19 protein-coding genes are annotated in these 25,092 nt (G+C 56.9%); 15 read left to right on the forward strand and 4 right to left on the reverse strand.

All coding sequences use genetic code 11. The features are described from left to right. Positions 1–4 precede the first annotated feature (4 nt). The 4 genes from gudD to OK412_RS21630 all read left to right on the forward strand — a co-directional run bounded on the left by gudD (position 5) and on the right by OK412_RS21630 (position 4,271). Complete coding sequence (gene gudD, locus OK412_RS21615) at positions 5–1,336, forward strand: glucarate dehydratase (protein WP_264353536.1); 1,332 nt, start codon at positions 5–7, stop codon at positions 1,334–1,336. A gap of 45 nt (positions 1,337–1,381) precedes the next feature. Beyond that, positions 1,382–2,152, forward strand: a complete 771-nt coding sequence (gene garL / locus OK412_RS21620) for a 2-dehydro-3-deoxyglucarate aldolase (RefSeq protein ID WP_010248585.1) — start codon at positions 1,382–1,384, stop codon at positions 2,150–2,152. Positions 2,153–2,171: 19 nt separating this feature from the next. Next, positions 2,172–3,056, forward strand: a complete 885-nt coding sequence (garR, locus tag OK412_RS21625) for a 2-hydroxy-3-oxopropionate reductase (protein WP_010248583.1) — start codon at positions 2,172–2,174, stop codon at positions 3,054–3,056. A 75-nt stretch (positions 3,057–3,131) separates the two neighbouring features. Then, the gene (locus OK412_RS21630) at positions 3,132–4,271 is read left to right on the forward strand and encodes a glycerate kinase (protein ID WP_033758769.1); all 1,140 of its coding nucleotides are present in this window, start codon (positions 3,132–3,134) and stop codon (positions 4,269–4,271) included. 54 nt (positions 4,272–4,325) lie between these two features. Here the strand turns inward: OK412_RS21630 and barA are convergent, their stop codons facing one another. After that, complete coding sequence (barA, locus tag OK412_RS21635; RefSeq protein WP_157353622.1) at positions 4,326–7,055, reverse strand: two-component sensor histidine kinase BarA; 2,730 nt, start codon at positions 7,053–7,055, stop codon at positions 4,326–4,328. A gap of 94 nt (positions 7,056–7,149) precedes the next feature. Here barA and rlmD point away from each other — a divergent pair, with 94 nt between their 5' ends. From rlmD to queE, 6 genes are all read left to right on the forward strand, one after another. Then, a complete protein-coding gene (gene rlmD, locus OK412_RS21640; RefSeq protein WP_264353537.1) occupies positions 7,150–8,466 on the forward strand; it encodes a 23S rRNA (uracil(1939)-C(5))-methyltransferase RlmD in 1,317 nt (438 codons plus the stop codon). A gap of 29 nt (positions 8,467–8,495) precedes the next feature. Next, a complete protein-coding gene (gene relA / locus OK412_RS21645) occupies positions 8,496–10,727 on the forward strand; it encodes a GTP diphosphokinase (RefSeq protein WP_264353538.1) in 2,232 nt (743 codons plus the stop codon). A 158-nt stretch (positions 10,728–10,885) separates the two neighbouring features. Continuing rightward, the gene (gene mazG, locus OK412_RS21650) at positions 10,886–11,674 is read left to right on the forward strand and encodes a nucleoside triphosphate pyrophosphohydrolase (RefSeq protein WP_010248574.1); all 789 of its coding nucleotides are present in this window, start codon (positions 10,886–10,888) and stop codon (positions 11,672–11,674) included. 229 nt (positions 11,675–11,903) lie between these two features. Next, positions 11,904–13,541: a glutamine hydrolyzing CTP synthase gene (gene pyrG, locus OK412_RS21655; protein ID WP_010248572.1), complete on the forward strand. Its 1,638-nt coding sequence runs from the start codon at positions 11,904–11,906 to the stop codon at positions 13,539–13,541. A gap of 76 nt (positions 13,542–13,617) precedes the next feature. Next, entirely contained in the window at positions 13,618–14,913 is a 1,296-nt protein-coding gene (eno, locus tag OK412_RS21660; RefSeq protein ID WP_010248571.1) for a phosphopyruvate hydratase, read from the forward strand. 400 nt (positions 14,914–15,313) lie between these two features. Continuing rightward, complete coding sequence (gene queE / locus OK412_RS21665) at positions 15,314–15,985, forward strand: 7-carboxy-7-deazaguanine synthase QueE (protein ID WP_264353539.1); 672 nt, start codon at positions 15,314–15,316, stop codon at positions 15,983–15,985. Between the two features lie 109 nt (positions 15,986–16,094). Here the strand turns inward: queE and queD are convergent, their stop codons facing one another. Then, positions 16,095–16,454 (reverse strand): 6-carboxytetrahydropterin synthase QueD, encoded by a 360-nt coding sequence (gene queD / locus OK412_RS21670; RefSeq protein WP_010248568.1) that lies wholly within the window; start codon positions 16,452–16,454, stop codon positions 16,095–16,097. A gap of 299 nt (positions 16,455–16,753) precedes the next feature. Here queD and cysJ point away from each other — a divergent pair, with 299 nt between their 5' ends. The 3 genes from cysJ to OK412_RS21685 are packed head-to-tail and all read left to right on the forward strand — an operon-like array spanning position 16,754 to position 21,017. Beyond that, positions 16,754–18,565 carry an NADPH-dependent assimilatory sulfite reductase flavoprotein subunit gene (cysJ, locus tag OK412_RS21675; RefSeq protein WP_022623799.1) on the forward strand — a complete coding sequence of 604 codons (1,812 nt, stop codon included), beginning with the start codon at positions 16,754–16,756 and terminating at the stop codon, positions 18,563–18,565. Continuing rightward, positions 18,565–20,286, forward strand: a complete 1,722-nt coding sequence (cysI, locus tag OK412_RS21680) for an assimilatory sulfite reductase (NADPH) hemoprotein subunit (protein ID WP_022623798.1) — start codon at positions 18,565–18,567, stop codon at positions 20,284–20,286. The genes cysJ and cysI overlap by 1 nt, the downstream gene beginning before the upstream one ends. Continuing rightward, the gene (locus OK412_RS21685; RefSeq protein WP_010672133.1) at positions 20,283–21,017 is read left to right on the forward strand and encodes a phosphoadenylyl-sulfate reductase; all 735 of its coding nucleotides are present in this window, start codon (positions 20,283–20,285) and stop codon (positions 21,015–21,017) included. The genes cysI and OK412_RS21685 overlap by 4 nt, the downstream gene beginning before the upstream one ends. 60 nt (positions 21,018–21,077) lie before the next feature. Here the strand turns inward: OK412_RS21685 and OK412_RS21690 are convergent, their stop codons facing one another. Together OK412_RS21690 and OK412_RS21695 are read right to left on the reverse strand one after the other, a co-directional pair. Continuing rightward, the gene (locus OK412_RS21690) at positions 21,078–21,362 is read right to left on the reverse strand and encodes a YciI family protein (RefSeq protein WP_158131416.1); all 285 of its coding nucleotides are present in this window, start codon (positions 21,360–21,362) and stop codon (positions 21,078–21,080) included. Positions 21,363–21,371: 9 nt separating this feature from the next. After that, positions 21,372–22,385 (reverse strand): aminopeptidase, encoded by a 1,014-nt coding sequence (locus tag OK412_RS21695; protein ID WP_264353540.1) that lies wholly within the window; start codon positions 22,383–22,385, stop codon positions 21,372–21,374. A gap of 363 nt (positions 22,386–22,748) precedes the next feature. On the opposite strand from OK412_RS21695, the gene cysG reads away from it, so the two are divergent. After that, complete coding sequence (cysG, locus tag OK412_RS21700; RefSeq protein WP_033758695.1) at positions 22,749–24,164, forward strand: siroheme synthase CysG; 1,416 nt, start codon at positions 22,749–22,751, stop codon at positions 24,162–24,164. A gap of 9 nt (positions 24,165–24,173) precedes the next feature. Beyond that, complete coding sequence (gene cysD, locus OK412_RS21705) at positions 24,174–25,082, forward strand: sulfate adenylyltransferase subunit CysD (protein WP_010248554.1); 909 nt, start codon at positions 24,174–24,176, stop codon at positions 25,080–25,082. The last annotated feature ends 10 nt before the right edge of the window (positions 25,083–25,092 follow it).

The following is a 25,092-nucleotide window of genomic DNA, read 5'->3' on the forward strand; positions in this document are numbered from 1 at the left end:
GGAGATGAGTTCAACACCGAAAGTCACCGCCATGCAGGTTATTCCGGTCGCAGGCTACGACAGCATGCTGCTGAACCTCAGCGGCGCTCACTCGCCATTCTTTACCCGCAACATTGTGATTATCAAAGATAACGCCGGACACACCGGCGTCGGCGAAATCCCGGGCGGCGAAAAAATCCGCCAGACGCTGGAAGATGCGGCGTCGCTGGTGATTGGCAAAACCGTGGGCGAATACAAAAACATTCTCAGCCTGGTGCGCAGCACCTTCGCCGACCGCGATGCCAGCGGGCGCGGCACCCAGACCTTCGATCTGCGCACCACTATTCATGTGGTGACGGGCATTGAAGCGGCGCTGCTCGACCTGCTGGGTCAGCATCTGGAGGTTAATGTGGCCTCGCTGCTGGGCGACGGACAGCAGCGCGACCGCGTTGAGATGCTCGGCTACCTCTTCTACATCGGCGACCGCGGCAAAACGTCCCTCTCTTACCAGAGCCAGGAGAGCGATCCCTGCGACTGGTATCGCCTGCGCCACGAAGAAGCACTAACCCCGGAGACGGTGGTGCGGCTGGCGGAAGCGGCGTATGAGAAATATGGCTTCAACGATTTCAAACTCAAAGGCGGCGTACTGCGCGGCGGCGAAGAGGCCGAAGCGGTTACTGCGCTGGCTAAGCGTTTTCCTGAAGCCCGTATCACCCTTGATCCCAACGGGGCCTGGTCGCTCAACGAGGCGATCATGCTCGGCAAACAGCTCAAAGATGTGCTCGCCTACGCAGAAGATCCCTGTGGCGCAGAGCAGGGCTACTCCGGCCGTGAAGTGATGGCGGAGTTCCGCCGCGCCACCGGCATGCCAACCGCCACCAATATGATCGCCACCGACTGGCGTCAGATGGGCCATACCCTGTCGCTGCAGTCGGTGGACATTCCGCTGGCGGATCCGCACTTCTGGACCATGCAGGGTTCGGTGCGGGTAGCACAGATGTGTCACGACTTCGGCCTGACATGGGGCTCGCACTCCAATAACCACTTCGATATTTCGCTGGCGATGTTCACCCACGTCGCCGCTGCCGCGCCGGGCGCGATCACCGCCATTGATACCCACTGGATCTGGCAGGAGGGCAATCAGCGCCTGACCAAAGAGCCATTCCAGATCAAAGGCGGCATGGTGCAGGTACCGCAGAAGCCCGGTCTCGGCGTCGAGCTGGATATGGATCAGGTGATGCAGGCCAACGCGCTCTATCAGAAGCAGGGGCTGGGCGCGCGTGACGATGCCGAAGCGATGCAATTTTTAGTGCCGGGATGGACCTACGACAACAAACGTCCCTGCCTGGTACGTTAACCTTTTCGGCTCCCCACGGGGAGCCATCGTCACAGGAGTTTAACCATGAGTAATGCAGCCTGGCCAAATGGATTTCGTCGTCGTTTGTTAGCGGGTGAAACCCTGATCGGCAGCTGGTGTGCGCTTGCCAGCCCGATCTCAACCGAGATTTTAGGGCTGGCCGGTTTTGACTGGCTGGTCCTGGATGGCGAACACGCGCCCAACGATATCACCACGTTTGTGCCACAGCTGATGGCGCTTAAAGGCAGCCACAGTGCGCCCGTGGTACGTCCGCCCTGCAACGAGCCGGTGATTATTAAGCGTCTGCTGGATATCGGGTTTAACAACTTCCTGGTGCCATTTGTCGAGACCGAAGAGGAAGCAGTGCGTGCCGTCGCCTCAACCCGCTATCCGCCAGCCGGCATTCGCGGTGTCTCGGTTTCGCACCGCAGCAACATGTACGGCACCCTGCCGGATTACAACAGCACCATCAATGACAACATCACGGTGCTGGTGCAGATCGAAACCCAGCAGGCGGTCGACAACATTGACGCCATCGCGGCGGTGGACGGTGTCGACGGTATTTTTGTCGGGCCGGGCGATCTCTCTGCTGCGCTGGGCTATCTCGGTCAGCCTGCGCATCCTGAAGTGCTGAAAGTGATTAAACACATTTTTGAACGCGCCAAAGCCGCCGGTAAGCCGAGCGGCATTCTGGCACCGGTGGAAGCGGACGCGCGTCGTTATCTGGAGTGGGGTGCCACTTTTGTCGCCGTCGGCAGCGATGTCGGTATGTTCCGCAACGCCTCTCAGGCGTTATGCGACAAATTTAAGCGCTAATCAATCAAGGGGAAACGCAATGAAAATTGGATTTATCGGCCTGGGTATTATGGGCAAACCAATGAGTAAAAATCTGGTGAAAGCCGGTTATTCGCTGGTGGTGCGCGATCATAACGCTGACAACGAAGCGGAACTGACTGAACTGGGCGCGACCGTGGCGAAATCGCCAAAAGAGGTGGCTGAGCAGTGCGATGTGGTGATTACCATGGTGCCCAACTCGCCGCAGGTCATCGAAGTCTGTCTGGGTAAAAATGGCATTATCGAAGGGGCGAAGCCAGGCCTGGTGGTCATCGACATGAGCTCCATTGCGCCGCTGGCGAGCCGTGAAGTCCATGATGCGCTGGCAGAAAAAGGGATCAAAATGCTGGATGCGCCGGTCAGTGGCGGTGAACCTAAAGCGATCGAAGGCACGCTCTCTGTGATGGTCGGCGGTGATAAAGCGGTGTTCGATACCTGCTACGACATCATGAAATCGATGGCGGGATCGGTGGTGCATACCGGCGACATCGGTGCGGGTAACGTGACTAAGCTGGCCAACCAGGTGATTGTGGCGCTGAATATTGCGGCGATGTCCGAGGCGTTATCACTGGCGACCAAAGCGGGTGTGAATCCGGATCTGGTCTATCAGGCGATTCGTGGCGGCCTGGCCGGCAGTACGGTACTGGATGCCAAAGCGCCCATGGTGATGGATCGCAACTTCAAACCCGGCTTCCGCATTGACCTGCATATCAAAGATCTGGCGAACGCGCTGGATACCTCGCACAGCATCGGCGCGCATCTGCCGCTGACGGCGGCGGTGATGGAGATGATGCAGGCGCTGCGTAACGACGGGCAGGGTAGCGCCGACCACAGCGCGCTGGCCTGCTATTATGAGAAGTTAGCGAAGGTTGAAATCGCCCGCTAAAACCCGGTGTCGGTCTCTGCGGAAACCGGACTGGTTCAGAGCCGTTTCAATTACTCAACTGCGCTCGGATTGCCTATGAAAATCGTAATCGCACCGGATTCATATAAAGAGAGTTTATCCGCCCTGGATGTGGCATCGGCGATTGAAGCGGGTTTCCGTGACATCTTTCCCGATGCGCATTACGTGAAAATACCGGTCGCCGACGGCGGTGAAGGAACGGTAGAAGCGATGGTGGCGGCGACGAAGGGAAAAATCGTCAGGCTGAAGGTGACGGGGCCGCTGGGAACAGAGGTTGACGCCTTCTATGGCCTGTCCGGCGATGAGTCCACCGCCTATATCGAAATGGCAGCGGCCAGTGGACTGGAGCGGGTGCCTGCATCACAGCGTGACCCGCTGATAACGACCTCATTTGGCACCGGCGAGTTGATCAGACATGCGCTGGATAAGGGGGTCGGCCACATCATCATTGGTATCGGCGGCAGCGCCACCAATGATGGCGGAGCCGGCATGATGCAGGCGCTGGGCGCCCGGCTGCTGGACGACCAGGGTTGCGAGATCGGTCACGGTGGCGGTGCACTCGCCGATCTTGCCAGCATCGATATTGACGCGCTGGACACCCGCATTCATCAGTGCCGCATTGAAGTGGCCTGTGACGTCACGAATCCGCTGACGGGCAAAGAGGGTGCATCGGCCATTTTCGGCCCGCAGAAAGGGGCGACACCGGCGCTGGTGCAGCAGCTCGATCAGGCGCTGGCCCATTACGCCGCGATTATTCACCGCGATCTCGATATTGATGTGCTGCATATTCCGGGCGGCGGCGCAGCGGGCGGTATGGGGGCGGCGCTGCACGCCTTCTGTCAGGCGGAGCTGCGACGCGGCATTGAGATTGTTACTGAAGCGCTGGGGCTGGCGGAAGAGGTAAAAGATGCTGACCTGGTAATTACCGGTGAAGGGCGTATCGACAGCCAGAGTATTAATGGCAAGGTGCCGATCGGGGTCGCCAGCGTGGCAAAGCGCTTTAATAAGCCGGTGATTGGCATCGCCGGAAGCCTGACGGCCGATGTCGGCGTGGTGCATCAGCACGGGATCGATGCGGTATTCAGCGTGCTCTACAGCATCTGTACCCTGGATGAGGCACTCGCCAGCGCCGGAAAGAATGTTGAGATGACGGCGCGTAATGTGGCAGCCACGTTAAAGCTGGCCGGGTTTAACTAACTACCAGCCTTACCCGGCCACTGCACATCGGCCGGGTTTAACTCACCGCCAGCCTTATCCAATCCCTAACAGCTGGCGGGCTTCTCGGGCGACGTTCTCCATCTCATCCTGCAGCTCCAGCAGTTCCGGCTCCAGCGCAGCGATATCGCTGGCCTCCAGCAGCTCTCTTTCCAGCTGATGGCAGAGTTGCTTCATGCGCGGCACGCCGCTGTAGCTGGCACTGCCGTGCAGCTTGTGAATAATCTCACGCAGGGCGTTGACCTCATTGGTCGACATAAACTGCGCCATCTTCGCATGCACTTCCGGTAAAAATTCCAGCAGCATCCGCAGCAGATCGCGCGCCAGATCGGCTTTGTTCGCTGCCTGTCGCAGCGCCAGTTGCCAGTCCAGCGTGGGTAATATTGGCAGCAGTTCCGGCACGGTGACCACCGGTGGTGGCGTATAGCGCGCCAGCAACTGTCTTAACTTGCTCTCATCAATCGGTTTGGCAAGATAGTCATTCATGCCCGCCTTGATCAATTGTTCACGCTCGCCATCAATCGCATGGGCGGTGACCGCCACAATCGGTGTACTGGCATGATGCGGCATGCTGCGGATAATTTCGCTGGCGCGAATGCCATCGATGTCCGGCATCTGAATATCCATCAGAATCACATCCAGCGACTGCTGACGTGCCTCACGGATGGCGTGTTCGGCGCTGCTGCACAGCAGGATGTTCTGCACCTGCTCCTCCAGCAGCGCGCCAATCAGCTTGAGGTTGGCGGGGTTATCATCCACCGCCATCACCGTCAGCGGCAGCCGGGGTGAAAGCGGCAGTTCACTGATCTGACGGGTATGCAGATCCAGTAACATCGGCAGGAGTCGCGTCAGGGAGATCGGTTTAGCGATGCAACCGTCAATGCCGCGTACCTTCAGTTCATCCGCCAGCAACATCATCGGGCTGGGGAGCGCCATCAGCACGTTGTCGGCCCGATCCAGCAGCGCATTAATCATGCGTTCATTGAGCAGCTCGGGCTGACTGATGTCGATCGGCATCGCCATCAGCAGCAGCGGATAGTGAGACGCTTTTAAACCCTCCAGCGTTTCGCTGTAATCGATCTGCAATGGTGTGGCGCTCAACATCTCCAGTGCTGCGCTGGCAACGTTAGCATCCGCTTCCACATAGGCAATGCGCGCATGTGACAGCGCATCCAGCACGCGTGGCATGCCGGGCGCATTGGGATTGAGATCCAGCTGCACGCGAATCACAAAGGTGGAGCCCTTGTCCGGCTGGCTGCTGAAGGTGATTTCGCCGCCCATCTCCCGCACCAGTTTCTGGGTGATCACCAGCCCCAGCCCGGTGCCGCCATGACGGCGCGAAATGCTGGCGTCAGCCTGACGGAACGCCTGGAACAGCTGTGTCTGTTGCTGCTCAGAGATGCCGATACCGCTATCTTCAACCTGAATCTCCAGCTCGACGCGCGACTGCGTAATCACCCGCTGTCCGACACGCAGGCCGATATACCCTTTCTCGGTAAACTTGATGGCGTTACCGATCAGGTTAATCAGAATCTGTTGCAGGCGCAGCGCATCGCCAATCACGTTGTCCGGCACGCTGCTGTCACACACCACCGTCAGCTCCAGCCCTTTGTCATGCGCCGACGGGGCCAGCAGCACCAGCGTTTCATCCAGTGTGGCACGCAGCGGGAAGGGGATCGCCTCCAGCATCAGTTTGCCCGCTTCCAGCTTCGAGAAATCGAGCACGTCATTGATAATACTAAGCAGGTTATTGGCTGAACGTTCAATGGTCTGCATATAGTCGCGCTGGGTGGTGCGCAGCTGGGTTTTCAGCATCTGCCGGGTAAAGCCCAGCACGCCATTAAGCGGCGTCCGCAGCTCATGCGACATATTGGCCAGAAACTCAGATTTGATACGCGCCGCTTCCTGGGCGCGTTTCTTCGCCAAATCCAGCTCAACGTTCTGAATCTCCAGCTGTTCCAGCGTCTCTCGCAGATCGTAGGTCGCCTGATCGATATTGTGCTGCATCTCTTCGTGATAGGCGGTCAGCGACATCGCCATCGCATTAATCCCGTTTTTCAGAATGCTGAGTTCACCCAGCATGTATCCCTCAACGCGGCTGTCGAGCTGGCCGCGACGGATGCGGTCAACGGTGGTGACCATATTGCGGATCGGGCCGGTGACATCGCGCATCAGACGATAGGCAAACAGCATGGCCAGGCAGAGGCAGAAGAGCAGCATCAGCGTGGCGACAAACACCTCTTTGTACTGCTGCAGGCGCACCGACTGCAGATCCAGCTCTATCGCCACGTAGCCCAGCGGATTGCCCGACGGCTTGGCATCTTCGTCCGGCAATTCATCCACATCGTAACGCTCGGTGGTGATCGGTGTGCGCAGAATCAATACGTTGCCGTGACGTTCCATGGAGACATCGTCGGGCAGGGCGCGGATATCATCCTGTTGCAGCAGGCTGAGGTTCTGCTTGTGATTGGAGGTGACATAGAGCTGGTTGTGATTATCAAACACCGAGATCGCCCGGACGATGCCCGAATGGCGGCGGTGCAGCAGGCTGACCAGTTCACGCATGGCGTCACGATTGTGCCAGGTCATGCTGTATTCGCTGGAGATCGCCAGCGGTTCAATGATATTGGCTCCGGCATCGATAACCTGGCGCTGCAGTTCATTGTAGCGGTGCACCACAAAAAATGAGCTGAGCAGCAGGCCAACCATCAGCGTGGGTGCCAGAATTAAAATCATCATTCGCGCCCGCAGGCTGTATTTGGTCATAATAGTCGCCTGGCTACTCCGGCATTAACGTCCCTGTGCATGCTGTCGACAAAAACAATGCAGGTCGTTTTCGATAAAGAGAATTAATAACACTATGGCGCAATTTTACGTTGCAAAACAGCGCGTGACGACGCAACAACGGATCACCGTCACCATTGAGGCGCTCGATCCGTTCGGACAAGGGGTGGCGCGTCACAAGGGCAAAACCCTTTTTGTCGCCGGTGCCCTGCCTGGGGAACAGGCGGAGGTCATGCTGACAGAGGATAAACGTCAATTTGCCCGGGCGAAAGTGACACGACTGATTAGCCGCAGTCCGGCGCGCGTCACGCCGCGCTGCCCGCATTATGAACGCTGCGGCGGCTGCCAGCAGCAGCATGCCGATGTGGCGCTGCAACAGCAGAGCAAAGCCCAGGCGCTGAGCCGGATGCTGCGCCAGGTCGCCGCACAAGACGTGGCGGTGGATGAGGTGATCGCCGGTCAGCCCTGGGGCTATCGTCGTCGCGCCCGTCTGGGGCTGCAATGGCAAAATAAGGCGCAGCGGTTGCAGATGGGCTTCCGTCAGGAAGCCAGCAACGATCTGGTCGATATTCAGCAATGCCCCATTTTAGTGCCCGAACTTGAGGCTTTACTGGTTCCATTGCACCAGTGTCTCAGTGACTTACGCGCCGTCAGGCGTCTCGGGCATGTGGAGCTGGTGCTGGCAGACAACGGGCCGCTGATGATTCTGCGCCATCTTGATGCGCTGCATGCGGATGACCGTGAAAAACTGGAACAGTTTTCGCATAAGCATCAGCTGATGCTGTTCCTGGATGCGGGCGAGGAAGAGTTGAGTGCGTTAAATGAGTCGACGCCGTTTTATCAATCTCACCAGCTTAAGCTAACCTTCAGCCCACAGGATTTTATTCAGGTTAACGATGGTGTTAATCAGCAGATGGTCGCGAAGGCAATTGCCTGGCTCGATCTGCAGCCGGAAGACCGGGTGCTGGATCTGTTTTGCGGCATGGGAAACTTCACACTTCCTATAGGAATCTTCGTACATAATGTGGTTGGTGTGGAGGGGATTGCAGCATTAGTGCGGCAGGCAGCGTATAATGCTGATTTGAATAATCTTAAAAATGTCAGTTTCTTTCAGCATAATCTGGAAGAAGAAGTGTCGCGCCAGCCGTGGGCGGCACAGGGATTTAACAAGGTATTACTCGATCCGGCACGCGCTGGGGCTGCGGGCGTAATGGCGCATGTGGTTAAACTTGCACCAGATCGCGTGGTCTATGTTTCGTGTAATCCCACCACACTCGCCCGCGACAGCCAGACATTGCTGTCGGCAGGCTACCAATTGGAAAGGGTCGCGATGCTGGATATGTTCCCACATACCCGTCATCTCGAATCCATGGTGCTGTTCAGAAAAACATAAGCGATGTATGTCGTTGTGCAGGAGAGGTTATGGTTGCGGTCAGAAGTGCGCATTTAAATACTGAGGGGGATTTCGCCCTCGACCAGTGGATCGCCAGTCTCGGTATTGCCAACCCGCAATCATGTCAACGTGTGGCCGAGACCTGGCGCTACTGCGAAGCGCAGACGCAGGGCCATCCTGATCAGTCGCTGCTGCTGTGGCGCGGTATTGAGATGGTTGAAATCCTCTCAATGCTCAGCATGGATATCGAAAGCCTGTGTGCGGCGCTGATTTTCCCGCTGGCTAACGATGAAGTGGTGAGTGAAGAGGAGCTGGAAACCGCCGTCGGCAAAGGCATTGTCTCGCTGGTACACGGCGTGCGCGATATGGATGCTATCCGCCAGCTGAAAGCGATCCACAACGACTCCATGGCCTCTGAACAGGTGGATAACGTCCGCCGCATGCTGCTGGCGATGGTGGAAGATTTCCGCTGCGTAGTGCTGAAGCTGGCTGAACGCATCATGAACCTGCGCGAAATGAAAGATGCGTCGGAAGATGAGCGGGTACTGGCCGCCAAAGAGAGCACCAATATCTATGCGCCACTGGCCAACCGTCTCGGTATTGGTCAGCTCAAATGGGAGCTGGAAGATTACTGCTTCCGCTACCTGCATCCCGACGAATATAAGCGCATCGCCAAATTACTGCATGAACGGCGTATTGACCGTGAGCAGTACATCGAAAACTTCGTCAGCAATCTGCGCAAAGAGATGGTCAAAGAGGGCGTGCGCGCCGAAGTCTATGGCCGTCCGAAACATATCTACAGCATCTGGCGCAAGATGCAGAAAAAATCGCTGGCCTTTGATGAGCTGTTTGACGTGCGGGCGGTGCGCATCGTCGCCGATCGCCTGCAGGATTGCTACGGTGCGCTGGGTACGGTGCACACGCTCTATCGCCATCTGCCCAGCGAATTCGATGACTACGTCGCTAACCCCAAACCCAACGGCTACCAGTCGATTCATACGGTGGTGTTAGGGCCGCAGGGCAAAACGGTGGAGATCCAGATCCGTACCCGCCAGATGCATGAAGATGCGGAGCTGGGCGTGGCGGCGCACTGGAAATATAAAGAGGGGCCAACTTCCAGCAGCGCGCGTGGCGCGGCCGGTCATGAAGAGCGGATCGCCTGGCTGCGTAAGCTCATCAGCTGGCAGGAAGAGATGGCGGACTCCGGCGAACTGCTGGAAGAGGTCCGCAGCCAGGTGTTCGATGACCGGGTCTACGTCTTTACCCCGAAAGGCGACGTGGTGGATCTGCCCGCTGGATCGACGCCGCTCGACTTTGCCTATCATATTCACAGCGACATCGGTCACCGCTGCATCGGCGCGAAAATCGGTGGCCGCATCGTGCCGTTCACCTACCAGCTGCAGATGGGCGATCAGGTTGAGGTGATCACCCAGAAGCAGCCGAACCCGAGCCGCGACTGGCTCAATCCGAATCTGGGCTACATCACCACCAACCGTGGACGCTCGAAGATCCACAACTGGTTCCGCAAGCAGGATCGCGACAAGAATATTATCGCCGGACGGCAGATTCTGGATAACGAACTGAATCAGCTGGATATCAGCCTGCGTGAAGCCGAAAAACTGCTGCTGCCGCGCTATAACGTGACCTCGCTTGAAGAGCTGCTGGCGGCGATTGGCGGCGGCGATATTCGTCTTAACCAGATGGTTAACTTCCTGCAGGCGAAGCTCAATAAGCCGAGCGCCGAAGAGGAAGATCGCGAAGCGCTGCGTCAGCTGACCCAGAAATCGTACACTCCCTCTTCACGCAAAGAGAGCGGACGTGTCGTCGTGGAGGGCGTGGGCAACCTGATGCACCACATTGCCCGCTGCTGCCAGCCGATTCCGGGGGATGATATTGTCGGCTTCATCACCCAGGGGCGCGGCATCTCTATTCATCGCGCCGACTGCGACCAGCTGGCTGAACTCATTTCGCATGCGCCGGAACGTATCGTCGATGCGGTGTGGGGCGAAAGTTACTCCAGCGGCTATTCGCTGGTGGTGCGCGTGACCGCCAACGATCGCAGCGGCTTACTGCGTGACATCACCACCATTCTCGCCAACGAGAAAGTGAATGTCCTGGGCGTCTCAAGCCGCAGCGACACCAAAAAACAGCTGGCGACCATCGACATGGATATCGAGATCTACAACCATCAGGTACTGGGACGTGTCCTGGCGCGTCTGAACCAGGTCTCTGATATCATTGACGCCCGTCGCCTGCACTGATATTCAGGCAGGCACTGAGGCAACCGGCAGCTGGAGGTTGCGCAGGCGTTTTCTGCACCACCAGACACGGCCGGAGGCGGTGAATAGCGTCCTGCCGTGTTGTACGCTTTGCCTCTTCGCCCGTTGCCTGTCATCTCACTAATCAAGGATCCTCCTGAATGAACGCTATTGAGCGCCTGCTTGGCATAATGAAAACCCTGCGCGATCCACAACATGGCTGTCCGTGGGATCGTGAACAGACCTTCGCCACCATCGCGCCCTATACGCTGGAAGAGACCTACGAAGTGCTGGACGCTATCCAGCGCGAAGATTTTGACGATCTGCGCGGTGAGCTGGGCGATCTGCTGTTTCAGGTGGTGTTCTATGCGCAGATGGCCAGCGAACAGGATCGCTTTAATTTTGAGGATGTCTGCCACGCAATCAGCGACAAGCTGGAGCGCCGTCATCCACACATTTTTGGCGATGCCACAGCAGAAACCAGCAGCGAAGTGCTGAAAAACTGGGAAGCGATAAAAACCGCTGAGCGGGCTGACAAAGCCCAGCATTCGGCGCTGGATGATATCCCTAAGGCACTGCCCGCACTGATGCGCGCCCACAAGATTCAGAAGCGTTGTCACAATGTCGGATTCGACTGGACCACGCTGGGGCCGGTGGTGGCTAAGGTGCATGAAGAGATTGATGAAGTGATGCACGAGGCGCAGCAGAGCGTGGTGGATGGTGAGAAGCTGGAAGAGGAGATTGGCGACCTGCTGTTCGCCACGGTTAACCTGTCGCGTCATCTGGGCAGCAAAGCAGAGACCGCGCTGCAAAAGGCCAACGACAAGTTTGAGCGCCGCTTCCGCGAAGTCGAAGCGATCATCGCTGCACAGGGGTTAAGTATGCCGGGTGCCACGCTGGAGCAGATGGAAGCCGCCTGGCAGCAGGTGAAACGGGGCGAGAAGCGCTGATTATTCCAGCGCTGTGCATAAAGTCACCGCTTTCGCTTACTCGATTCAGCCTGACGGCAACTTTGTGACGCACGTCAACATTTCATTGGCGGCTATCGGCTATGTTAGCCGCAGCAATGCGTTGGAGGATGGCGGTGATTCATCAATTGTGGCTGATAGCGGTTTCCAGTATACTGTTTTCCCGTCCTGGTTATTCCACCGTCTTTAAACCTAAACTCTCAGGTTCAGCATGACAACGAATTATATTTTTGTGACCGGCGGGGTCGTTTCCTCTCTGGGTAAAGGCATTGCCGCAGCCTCCCTCGCAGCCATTCTCGAAGCCCGTGGTCTGAACGTGACCATCATGAAGCTGGACCCGTATATCAACGTGGATCCAGGCACCATGAGCCCGACGCAGCACGGTGAAGTTTTCGTCACTGATGACGGCGCTGAAACCGATCTGGATTTGGGTCACTACGAGCGCTTCATCCGTACCAAAATGTCGCGTCGTAACAACTTCACCACTGGCCGTATCTACTCAGAAGTCCTGCGCAAAGAGCGCCGTGGCGACTATCTGGGCGCAACCATTCAGGTTATTCCGCACATCACCAACGCCATCAAAGAACGCATTATTGAAGGCGGTGAAGGTCATGATGTGGTACTGGTCGAAATCGGCGGCACGGTCGGGGATATCGAATCACTGCCGTTTCTGGAAGCGATTCGCCAGATGGCCGTTGATGTGGGCCGCGAACACACCATGTATATGCACCTGACGCTGGTGCCGTATATGGCGGCTGCCGGTGAAGTGAAAACCAAACCGACCCAGCACTCGGTGAAAGAGCTGCTGTCGATTGGTATTCAGCCAGACGTGCTGATTTGCCGTTCTGACCGTGCCGTACCGGCCAACGAACGCGCTAAAATCGCCCTGTTCTGTAACGTCCCTGAAAAAGCGGTTATCTCGCTGAAAGACGTTGATTCCATCTACAAGATTCCTGGCATGCTGAAATCGCAGGGCCTGGATGACTATATCTGCAAGCGCTTCAACCTGAATGCACCGGAAGCCAATCTGGCCGAATGGGAGCAGGTGATCTACGAAGAAGCCAATCCGGGTGGTGAAGTCACCATCGGTATGGTGGGCAAGTATGTGGAATTGCCGGATGCCTACAAGTCGGTCATCGAAGCGCTGAAACATGGCGGCCTGAAAAATCGCGTCACCGTGAACATCAAACTGATCGATTCGCAGGATGTTGAATCACGCGGTGTCGAATTACTGAAAGATCTGGATGCGATTCTGATCCCGGGTGGCTTCGGTTACCGTGGCGTGGAAGGCAAGCTGATGACCGCGCAGTATGCACGTGAAAACAACGTGCCGTACCTGGGCATCTGCCTGGGCATGCAGGTTGCGCTGATGGAGTTCGCCCGCAATGTCGCCGGGATGCCGGGCGCCAACTCCACGGAATTTGTGCCAGACTGTAAATATCCGGTGGTGGCATTAATCACCGAATGGCGTGACGAAGATGGCAACGTCGAAGTCCGCAGCGAGCAGAGCGATCTGGGCGGCACCATGCGTCTGGGCAGCCAGCAGTGTCAGTTAACGCCGGGCAGCCAGGTTCGCCAGCTCTACGGCTCTGACACTATCGTTGAGCGCCATCGCCACCGCTATGAAGTGAACAATATGCTGTTAAAGCAGATTGAAGCAGCCGGTCTGCGCGTAGCAGGTCGCTCTGGTGATGATCAACTGGTTGAGATTATCGAGATCCCGAACCATCCGTGGTTTGTGGCCTGCCAGTTCCATCCTGAGTTTACCTCCACCCCACGCGACGGCCATCCGCTGTTTGCCGGCTTTGTTAAAGCCGCACATGAGCATCAGAAGCGTTTAGCGAAGTAAGTTTCACAGGCAGCGCGCGAACTTTTCGCGCGTTGCTTGTCTTAGGATTGACTAACTTGTACTGAGGAAAATCGTAATGTCCAAAATCGTAAAAGTCATCGGTCGCGAAATTATCGACTCACGTGGTAACCCGACTGTTGAAGCTGAAGTGCATCTGGAAGGCGGTTTCGTAGGCCTGGCAGCTGCACCATCAGGTGCCTCTACCGGTTCACGCGAAGCGCTGGAACTGCGTGACGGTGACAAATCACGTTATCTGGGCAAAGGCGTAACCAAAGCCGTTGCTGCAGTAAACGGTCCGATTGCTGAAGCGGTAAAAGGCAAAGACGCGAAAGATCAGGCGAACATCGATAAGATCATGATCGACCTGGACGGTACTGAGAACAAATCTAACTTCGGTGCTAACGCCATTCTGGCTGTTTCACTGGCAGCTGCTAAAGCCGCTGCAGCCTCTAAAGGTCAGCCGCTGTATGAGCACATCGCTGAACTGAACGGCACCCCAGGCAAATACTCTATGCCACTGCCAATGATGAACATCATCAACGGCGGCGAACATGCCGACAACAACGTCGACATCCAGGAATTCATGATCCAGCCGGTTGGTGCTCCGAACCTGAAAGAAGCCATCCGTATGGGTTCTGAAGTGTTCCACAGCCTGGCAAAAGTGCTGAAAAGCAAAGGCATGAGCACTGCAGTGGGTGACGAAGGCGGCTACGCGCCTAACCTGGGTTCCAACGCCGAAGCGCTGGCTGTTATCGCTGAAGCGGTAAAAGCAGCAGGCTACGAGCTGGGCAAAGACATCACTCTGGCGATGGACTGTGCGGCATCTGAGTTCTACAAAGATGGCAAATACGTTCTGGCCGGTGAAGGCGGTAAATCGTTTACCTCTGAAGAGTTCACCCACTTCCTGGAAGATCTGACTAAACAGTATCCGATCGTTTCTATCGAAGATGGCCTGGACGAATCTGACTGGGACGGCTTCGCTTACCAGACCAAAGTACTGGGCGACAAAATCCAGCTGGTGGGTGATGACCTGTTCGTTACCAACACCAAAATCCTGAAAGAAGGTATCGATAAAGGTATCGCTAACTCCATTCTGATCAAATTCAACCAGATCGGTTCTCTGACCGAAACTCTGGCTGCGATCAAAATGGCGAAAGATGCGGGCTACACTGCCGTGATCTCTCACCGTTCAGGCGAAACCGAAGATGCGACCATCGCTGACCTGGCGGTAGGTACTGCAGCGGGCCAGATCAAAACCGGTTCAATGAGCCGTTCTGACCGTGTTGCTAAGTACAACCAGCTGATCCGTATCGAAGAAGCGCTGGGTTCTAAAGCGCCATTCAACGGTCTGAAAGAAGTTAAAGGTCAGTAATGACTGTGCGTTGATGTCGCGCTAGGCGACATCATCGGCCCCTGAAGCCCCGCCTTGTGCGGGGCTTTTTGTTGGTGACGGTGTGCAGACGCAGATGGAAAGGCCCGATCGCCAAAGCGGCATCTCTGCCGGCCGGGTCCGCGCGATTACGCACCTCATCCCTGAGGTACGCCCGTTACCGGGACAACGTTTTGCGTTGTTCAAAAACGCTTCCGGCGTTTTTGTCCTGAGCGCGGGACGCTTTGCTCTTCGGTCCTGGCCATCCACGTTTTGCGCCTGTCAGCCATCTGAAGCCCCTCTTTTGGGTTTTGTCCGGCGCGGAGAAAAGGCACAACGCGTGGTTGAGCTGCGCGGCAAATCTGCCATAATCAGCGCCCTGTTTTTTTCAAGCGAGTCCGTAATGCAATACCCGATTAACGAAATGTTCCAGACACTGCAGGGCGAAGGTTATTACACCGGCGTGCCTGCCATTTTCATTCGTTTGCAGGGATGCCCGGTGGGCTGTAGCTGGTGCGATACCAAACACACCTGGGAAAAGCGGACAGATCGGGAAACGTCGCTGGGCGATATTTTGATCAAGACGGTGGAAAGCGACGCCTGGGGTGATGCCGACGCGGCGACCCTGGTGAGTGCTATTGCGCAGCAGGGCTGGACGGCGTGTCATGTGGTCATCACCGGTGGTGAACCGGCGATATACGATCTGCGTCCGTTAACCACTGCGCTGGAGCAGCACGGTTTCCAGTGCCAGATTGAGACCAGCGGAACCCACGAGATTCACTGTTCCGAACGGACCTGGGTGACCGTCTCGCCGAAGGTCAACATGCGCGGCGGCTACGATGTTCTGCCCCAGGCGCTGAGCCGGGCCGATGAAATCAAGCATCCGGTAGCGCGCGAGCGTGATGTGGAAGCGCTGGATCGGCTGCTGGCAGGCATTGATGACACCAAAGCGCGTATCATCGCCCTGCAGCCAATCAGCCGCAAAGATGATGCGACCCGGCTCTGTATTGAGACCTGCATTGCCCGTAACTGGCGTCTGTCGATGCAGACCCATAAATATCTCAATATCGCCTGATCCTGATAAAGCGGCACGCAATGAGCCGTTAACTACAGGAAAGCGTTGAGCGTCAGAGGCAGGACGGAGAGAAGAGCCGCGTCGGATCGAAGAGTTCGATCCGACAGGGTTAGCCGCGGTAAACGCAGCCTGCGGTGCAGGTTTCTTTGATCATCACCGCGCTTAGCAGCGGCAGTTGCGGTTTCATCTGATCCCAGATCCATTTCGCCAGCACTTCGCTGGTGGGATTTTCCAGGCCGGGAATATCATTCAGATAGTAGTGGTCCAGCCGATTGTAGACAGGCTTAAACGCCGCCTTCAGCTCAGCAAAATCCATAACCCAGCCGGTATGCGCATCCACTTCGCCGGTAATCTCCAGACGAACCAGGAACGAATGACCGTGCAGACGGCCACATTTGTGTCCGGCCGGCACATTCGGTAGATGATGCGCGGCTTCGAACTGGAACTCTTTAAACAAGGTGGTAGACATAATGGTTCTCAGACATTAAAAAACCGCTGAATTCTACCTGATTACCGCTTTTTTCGCACCCGAACCGCACAAACCGATACTTTTCCTGCGCGTTTATACAGTGGCGTCCAGCTAATTAACTGATATATCACCGCTTTGCTTACCACTTTTAACGATTATTTCTACCTGGAAAACCATTTAGTCATTTTGGTTATTTGATATGTCGAAGGTGTATTTAATCGTTAATATACGGACCGGTAACCTACGCACTCTTCCGCCATTTTACGGTCCGGACTTCTGATACTGGAATTTTTAACGCGATGACGACTCAGGCACCTGGTTCAATGCTTCCGCTCTCTCCGGAACAACTCGCTCGCTTACAGGCGGCGACGACAGATTATTCCCCGACTCAACTGGCGTGGCTGTCAGGCTATTTCTGGGGCAGGGTGGAACAGACCCCGGGTAGCGCCGTCGCCAGCACTGCATCTGCTCCGGCTCCGGCCGAAGCGCCCGCCATTACGCTGCTTTCTGCCTCCCAGACCGGCAACGCACGTCGTCTGGCTGAGCAGTTGCGTGATGACCTGCTGGCCGCAAAGCTGAACGTAAACCTGGTGAATGCCGGTGATTACAAGTTCAAACAGATTGGCCAGGAAAAAATGCTAGTGGTTGTAACCTCCACCCAGGGCGAAGGCGAACCGCCGGAAGAGGCGGTGGCGCTGCATAAATTCCTGATGTCGAAAAAGGCACCGAAAATGGAGGGTGCCGCCTTCGCAGTGTTTGGCCTGGGCGACACCTCTTATGAATTCTTCAGTCAGGCGGGTAAAGATTTTGACAGCCGACTGGCGGAGCTGGGCGGCGAGCGTCTGCTGGATCGCGTTGATGCGGATGTTGAGTATGCGGAGCAGGCCGCCGCCTGGCGCAATGCACTGACGGAAATTCTCAAGAAACGCGTTCCCACTGAATCCCCGGCGCAGGCTGCGGCGACAGCAGCCGGCAGCGTCAACGAAGTCACCACCAGCCCCTATACTAAAGAGTCGCCGCTCAGCGCGAGTCTGGCGGTGAATCAGAAAATTACCGGACGGGACTCAGATAAAGATGTGCGCCATATCGAAATCGATCTGGGCGATTCCGGTCTGCGCTACCAGCCTGGCGATGCGCTGGGCGTCTGGTATGAGAACGACGCGGCGCTGGTCAGCGAACTGCTGGAGCTGGTCTGGCTGAAAGGCGATGAGCCGGTAGAGGTTCAGGGGAAAACCCTGCCGCTGGCGGAGGCGCTGCAGAAGCATTTCGAGCTGACGGTTAACACCGCGCAGATCGTGGCGCAGTATGCCCAGCTGTCACGCAACGCGGAGTTGCTCTCACTGGTGGATGATAAAGCCAGGCTGCAGCACTATGCGCAGCACTATCCGATTGTGGATATGGTGCGCCTGGCACCGTCCGAACTCAGCGCTGAACAGCTGACCGGACTGCTGCGACCGCTGACGCCGCGACTCTACTCTATCGCCTCTTCGCAGGCTGAAACCGATACCGAAGTGCATATCACCGTCGGTGCCGTTCGCTTTGATATTGAAGGTCGCCAGCGTGGCGGCGGTGCATCGACCTGGCTGGCCGATCGCATCGAAGAAGAGGGCGAAGTCCGGGTCTTCATCGAACACAACGACAACTTCCGCCTGCCGGCTAATCCGGATGCGCCGGTGATCATGATTGGCCCGGGCACCGGCATCGCGCCGTTCCGCGCCTTTATGCAGCAGCGCGACAACGACGGTGCCGGCGGCAAAAACTGGCTATTCTTTGGTAATCCGCACTTCACCGACGATTTCCTCTATCAGGTAGAGTGGCAGAAATATGTTAAGGATGGTCTGCTGACCCATATCGACCTCGCCTGGTCACGCGATCAGGCAGAGAAGATTTACGTACAGGATAAGATCCGCGCGAAAGGGGCCGAAGTGTGGCGCTGGATTGAAGAGGGCGCGCATCTTTATGTCTGTGGCGACGCGAATCGTATGGCAAAAGACGTCGAGCAGGCATTGCTGGATGTGGTGGTCGAACACGGCGGAATGGATCGTGAAACGGCCGACGAATTTTTAAGTGAGCTGCGCATTGAGCGCCGTTATCAGCGAGACGTTTACTAATGAGCGATAAACACCCTGGACCGCTGGTTGTAGAAGGCAAATTAGCAGACGCTGAGCGTCTGAAGAAGCAGAGCAACTATCTGCGCGGCACCATTAAAGAAGATCTGGAAGAGGGTCTGACCGGCGGTTTTACCGGCGACAACTTCCTGCTGATCCGTTTTCACGGCATGTACCAGCAGGACGATCGCGATATTCGTGCCGAACGTGCTGAGCAGAAGCTGGAGCCGCGCCACGCCATGATGCTGCGTTGCCGGTTGCCGGGCGGCATTATTACGCCGACCCAGTGGCTGGCCATCGACAAATTTGCCACCGATAAAACCATCTATGGCAGCATCCGTCTGACTAACCGTCAGACCTTCCAGTTTCACGGCATTCTGAAGAAGAACGTTAAGCCGACGCATCAGATGCTGCATGAGGTGGGGCTGGATGCGCTGGCGACCGCCAATGACGTCAACCGTAACGTGCTCTGTACGTCGAACCCGGTTGAGTCGGAGCTGCATCAGGAAGCGTATGAGTGGGCGAAGAAACTCTCTGAGCATCTGCTGCCACGCACCCGAGCCTATGCGGAGATCTGGTGGGATAAAGAAAAAGTCGCCACCACCGACGAAGAGCCGATCCTCGGTGAAACGTATCTGCCGCGTAAATTCAAAACCACCGTGGTGATCCCGCCGCATAACGACGTGGATCTGCACGCCAACGATCTGAACTTTGTCGCTGTCGCCGAGCACGGCAAGCTGGTGGGCTTTAACCTGCTGGTGGGTGGCGGGCTGTCGATTGAGCACGGTAACAAAGCGACCTATGCGCGCACCGCCAGCGAGTTTGGCTATTTCCCGGTGGAGAAGATCCTCGACGTCGCCGAGGCGGTGGTCACGACGCAGCGCGACTGGGGCAACCGTACCGACCGTAAAAACGCCAAAACCAAGTACACCCTGGAACGTGTTGGCGTCGAGACCTTTAAAGCCGAAGTTGAAAAACGGGCAGGCGTGACGTTTGAGCCGATCCGTCCTTATGAGTTCACCACCCGTGGCGATCGCATTGGCTGGATTAAAGGCATCGACAACAAATGGCACCTGACGCTGTTTATCGAAAATGGTCGTCTGCTTGACTATCCGGGCCGACCGCTGAAAAGCGGCATCGCTGAAATTGCGAAAATCCATCAGGGCGATTTCCGCCTGACCGCTAACCAGAACCTGATTGTGGCCGGCGTGCCGGAAAGCGAAAAAGCGCAGATCGAAGCAATCGCGCGCGAACATGGTCTGATGGATCACGTTACGGCACAGCGCGAAAACTCGATGGCCTGCGTGGCGTTCCCGACCTGTCCGCTGGCGATGGCAGAAGCCGAGCGCTTCCTGCCTGCCTTCGTGACCAAAGTGGAAGGGATCATGCATGCGCATGGCGTTGGCGATGAGCACATAGTGTTACGCGTTACCGGTTGTCCCAACGGCTGTGGCCGTGCCATGCTGGCTGAGCTGGGGCTGGTGGGTAAAGCGCCAGGTCGCTACAACCTGCATCTGGGTGGAAACCGCAGCGGAACGCGTATTCCCCGCATGTACCGTGAAAACATTAACGAAAGCGAAATTCTCGCCACCATTGATGAGCTGGTGGGACGCTGGGCCACTGAGCGCCAGGCCGCTGAAGGCTTTGGTGACTTCACCATCCGCGCGGGCATTGTTGCGCCGGTGCTGGACCCGGCACGCGATTTTTGGGAGGAAGCAAAATGAGTCACCCCGACCTCGCAGCACTGAATGAGATGTCCAAAGTCCAGCGTGCTATGGCGCTGGCCGCGACCAATGCGCAGCTGGAGAAGTCATCAGCGGAAGAGCGGGTCAGCTGGGCGCTGGAGAATCTGCCGGGTGCCTATGTGCTCTCCTCCAGTTTCGGTATTCAGGCCGCGGTGTCGCTGCATCTGGTGACGCGTCTGCAGCCCGATATTCCGGTGATCCTGACCGACACCGGCTATCTGTTCCCGGAGACCTATCGTTTTATTGATGAGCTGGCGGACCAGCTCAATCTCAACCTTAAAGTGTTCCGCGCCGAAACCTCACCGGCCTGGCAGGAAGCGCGCTACGGCAAACTGTGGGAGCAGGGCGTCGAGGGGATTGAGAAATATAACGAGATCAACAAAGTTGAGCCGATGAATCGCGCCATTGAAACCCTTGGCGCGCAGACCTGGTTTGCTGGATTGCGCCGCGACCAGTCGGGCAGCCGGGCGAATCTGCCGGTGCTGGGCGTCCAGCGTGGCGTCTTTAAGCTGCTGCCGATTATCGACTGGGATAACCGCCAGATTCATCAGTATCTGGAACAGCATAAGCTGAAGTACCATCCGCTGTGGGATGAAGGCTATCTATCGGTGGGCGATACCCATACCACCCGCAAGTGGGAGCCGGGTATGGCAGAAGAAGAGACGCGCTTCTTCGGTCTCAAGCGCGAGTGTGGTCTGCACGAAGGCTGACGCAGGACTTCTCTCCCCCAACACAGGGAGAGAAGTTTTTGGCTGCAGTCAGGCGGGAAGCTAAACGCCTTTTAATCCGGCAAACGCCTCTGCTGCACGGGTCACATTCACTTTCGTCACCTCATACTCTGCCACCGTGACAAACGGATCTTCCGCTAAAATTGCATCCAGCTCTTCTCGTTCCATCTCCCTGACCAGTAACATGCCGCCCGTGCGCGGATCTTTACGTCCCGCTGCAATAAAAAAGCCCGCGTCAAAATAGCGATCCAGCCATTCGATATGGGCTGCCAGCAGCGCTTCAACTTCTTCTACCGGACGAACGTAATTCAGAAAGACCACGTACATGTCAGATCCTTACACTTTGGGATTGGTCAGTTCACTGAGCAGCGGCAGTAGCACGCGAACGCTGTCGCGGGTTCGCAAGGTTATCTGCCCCGGCAGCCAGCGGTCGAGATAGCTCAGATTATCCAGGTCAGTCTGATGGCGGGTAACGCCATCAGGAAAGTGGGGACTACGATGACGCTGCAGCGCACCATCTTTATTACCCAGCGTCCAGTTGCTGGCGGTCACATCCAGCAGCGGAAAGCCCGCCTTGTCGAAGGCATTAAGAGCGTCAAAATCTTTACGGTTCAGCTGATGACTGGCGGCGGGAATGCCCTGCTGGCGTGCCAGTAACAGGGCTCGTTCGCTGGTCTGCTTGCGCACCGCCCGGGGCGTATTCATGCCGCTTTTAAAATAGAGATGATCGCCGGTGATCAGGCTATTCAGATCGATGACCAGCAGGGTATTCTTCTTCTCACGCGTGCTCATCCGCTCAACATAATCATCCATGCCGTGCAGATCCGCCTCTCCGGCGCTCAGCGCCACAAAGCGTATGCCGTAGTGCAGCGGTTTGCGGCTCAGCTGCTGCGCCAGCTCCAGCATCACACCAAGACCCGATGCATTATCATCGACGCCCTGCAGACGTAAGCCGCCCAGATTGTGCTGGGCCTGGCTGCTATTTTGCGGCGTCCAGGTATCCAGATGTGCCACGATCAGAATCTCCTGCGGCACACTGCCTGCACGCGCGGCAATCACCGAGGTTGCCGTGAGCTTATGCCAGCGCTGCGTGCCGTCCTCTTCCTGCCACTTATAGCCGGTCCTGAACTGGCGGGTATTGGTCTTATACCCCAGCGCGGTAAATTGCTGTTGCAGGTAGTCGGCTGCCATCAGCTCAGCCGGGCTGCCGCTCATCCGGCCAGGAAACAAGGTGGCGATGTGCCGGACCTGCTGTTCGGCAAACTGACCAGGCGGAGTGGCCAGAGCCAGCGGAGAAATGAGTGCGCCACATAAAATTGTCGCTACCCTCAAGCGGAGGGAATAAAACATAGTGCATCCTTTTTCATTATTCGGGAGCCGTTCCGCATGGGGGCCAGGGCCAGCCATGCCGCGCGCATTATATCCTTTTTGTCCCGTGACTTTGTTAGTGGAATCGGGCGCTGTCACTACCGAAAGGCGTAACGGACCATTATCGCTGGCACTTATCTGCTTTTGCTGCCGCAGGTGTGGCTTTCAATATGTGAGCCTGTTCACGAAAAAGCCATTAAATTTCATCTGTTAAGACCAAATTGTTCTGTGCTTTGCGGCGTCGTTATTCCATTCGGTAACTACTCATTCCAATTCGTAATTTCATCTGGATAAACCCAGCGACGTATAGTCGCGTTAATACAAAGTTAAAACATCAGGGTTAACGTGGACTATTTGCCTCTTTTTGCCGATCTTTCTGGCCGCCCGGTTCTGGTTGTCGGCGGGGGAGATATTGCGGCGCGAAAAATTGAACTGCTGCGCCGTGCACGCGCGCGCGTTCTGATCGCATCTCGTGAACTCTGCCCTGAACTGCAGGCGCTGCTGGATAAGCAGGAGCTGGAGTGGCTGGCGACCGAATTTGACCCGGCCCAGCTGGATGGCGTTTTCCTGGTGATTGCCGCCACCGACGACAACCATCTCAACAGCCAGGTGTTTGAAGCCGCCAACGCGCGGCATAAGCTGGTTAACGTGGTGGATGACCAGCCAAAATGCACCTTTATCTTCCCCTCGATTGTTGACCGCTCACCGCTGGTGGTGGCGATCTCCTCCAGCGGCACCGCACCGGTGCTGGCACGCATGCTGCGCGAAAAAATCGAAACGCTACTGCCTGCCAGTCTGGGTCAGATGGCTGAAGTGGCCGGACTCTGGCGCGATAAAGTCAAACAGCGCTTCAGCCGCATGTCTGACCGTCGGCGCTTCTGGGAACGCGCTTTCGATGGCCGGTTCGCCAGTGAGATGTCTGCCGGTAACGTCGAAGAGGCGAAACGCACGCTGGACCGTGAGCTGCTGGAAGAGCCGACCCGTCAGGGCGAGATCTTTCTGGTGGGCGCCGGGCCGGGCGACAGCGGTCTGCTGACGCTGCGTGGCCTGCAGGTGATGCAGTTAGCCGATGTGGTGCTCTACGACCATCTGGTCAGCGAAGAGGTGCTGGATCTGGTGCGCCGCGATGCCGATCGCATCTGCGTCGGCAAACGGGCCAGCGCCCACACGTTGCCGCAGGAAGAGATCAATCAGATGCTGGTTTCACTGGCGCTGAAAGGCAAGCGCGTCGTGCGCCTCAAGGGCGGCGATCCCTTTATCTTTGGCCGCGGCGGCGAAGAGCTGCAGGCGGCTCAGCAGGCGGGTGTGCCGTTCCAGGTGGTGCCGGGCGTCACCGCGGCAGCCGGTGCGACAGCCTATGCCGGTATTCCGCTGACCCACCGCGACTACGCGCAGAGCGTGATGTTTATTACCGGTCACTGCCGTCCCGATGGGGATGACATTGACTGGCCATCGCTGGCGCGTGCGCGTCAGACGCTGGCGATCTACATGGGAACCGTTAAAGCCGCTGCCATCAGCGAGGCGCTGATTCAGCACGGTCGCGCGCCATCAACGCCGGTGGCGGTGATCAGTCGCGGCACCCGTCAGGATCAACAGGTGCTGACCGGTACCTTAGAACAACTTGAGGCGCTGGCCGCCTCGGCACCCACTCCGGCGCTGCTGGTGATCGGAGAGGTGGTAAATCTGCACGGGCAACTCGCCTGGTTTAAACATTCAGCACAGCAGGGGGCTCGCGAGTCCGCCGTTGTCAATCTGGCTTGAGGGAAAATCATGGACCAAAAACGACTCACTCATCTGCGTCAGCTGGAGGCGGAGAGTATCCACATCATTCGCGAAGTGGCGGCGGAGTTCAGCAATCCGGTGATGATGTACTCCATCGGCAAAGACTCCTCGGTCATGCTACATCTGGCGCGTAAAGCCTTCTACCCAGGCACGCTGCCCTTCCCGTTGCTGCATGTGGATACCGGCTGGAAATTCCGTGAAATGTACGAATTTCGCGACCGCACCGTGAAAGCGATGGGCGCAGAGTTGCTGGTTCACCGCAACCCGGAAGGCGTGGCGATGGGCATCAATCCCTTTGTTCACGGCAGTGCCAAACACACTGACATCATGAAAACCGAAGGGCTGAAGCAGGCGCTGAACAAATATGGTTTTGATGCGGCCTTTGGCGGCGCACGTCGTGATGAAGAGAAGTCACGCGCCAAAGAGCGTATCTACTCATTCCGTGACCGCTTCCATCGCTGGGATCCGAAAAACCAGCGCCCTGAGCTGTGGCACAACTACAACGGACAGATCAACAAGGGTGAAAGCATCCGCGTCTTCCCGCTGTCGAACTGGACCGAACTGGATATCTGGCAGTACATCTTCCTGGAAAACATCGAGATTGTGCCGCTCTATCTCGCCGCACCGCGTCCGGTGCTGGAGCGTGATGGCATGCTGATGATGATCGATGACGATCGCATCAACCTGCAGCCGGGTGAAGAGATCACCGAACGGATGGTCCGTTTCCGTACGCTCGGCTGCTGGCCGCTGACCGGCGCGGTAGAGTCTGAAGCGCAGACGCTGCCGGAGATCATCGAAGAGATGCTGGTTTCCACCACCAGCGAGCGTCAGGGCCGCATGATCGATCGCGATCAGTCCGGTTCGATGGAACTGAAAAAACGTCAGGGTTATTTCTAAGGAGACGCCA

This window comes from Pantoea sp. JV6 (assembly GCF_025910055.1).
GTDB classification, from domain to species: Bacteria; Pseudomonadota; Gammaproteobacteria; order Enterobacterales; family Enterobacteriaceae; genus Pantoea; species Pantoea agglomerans.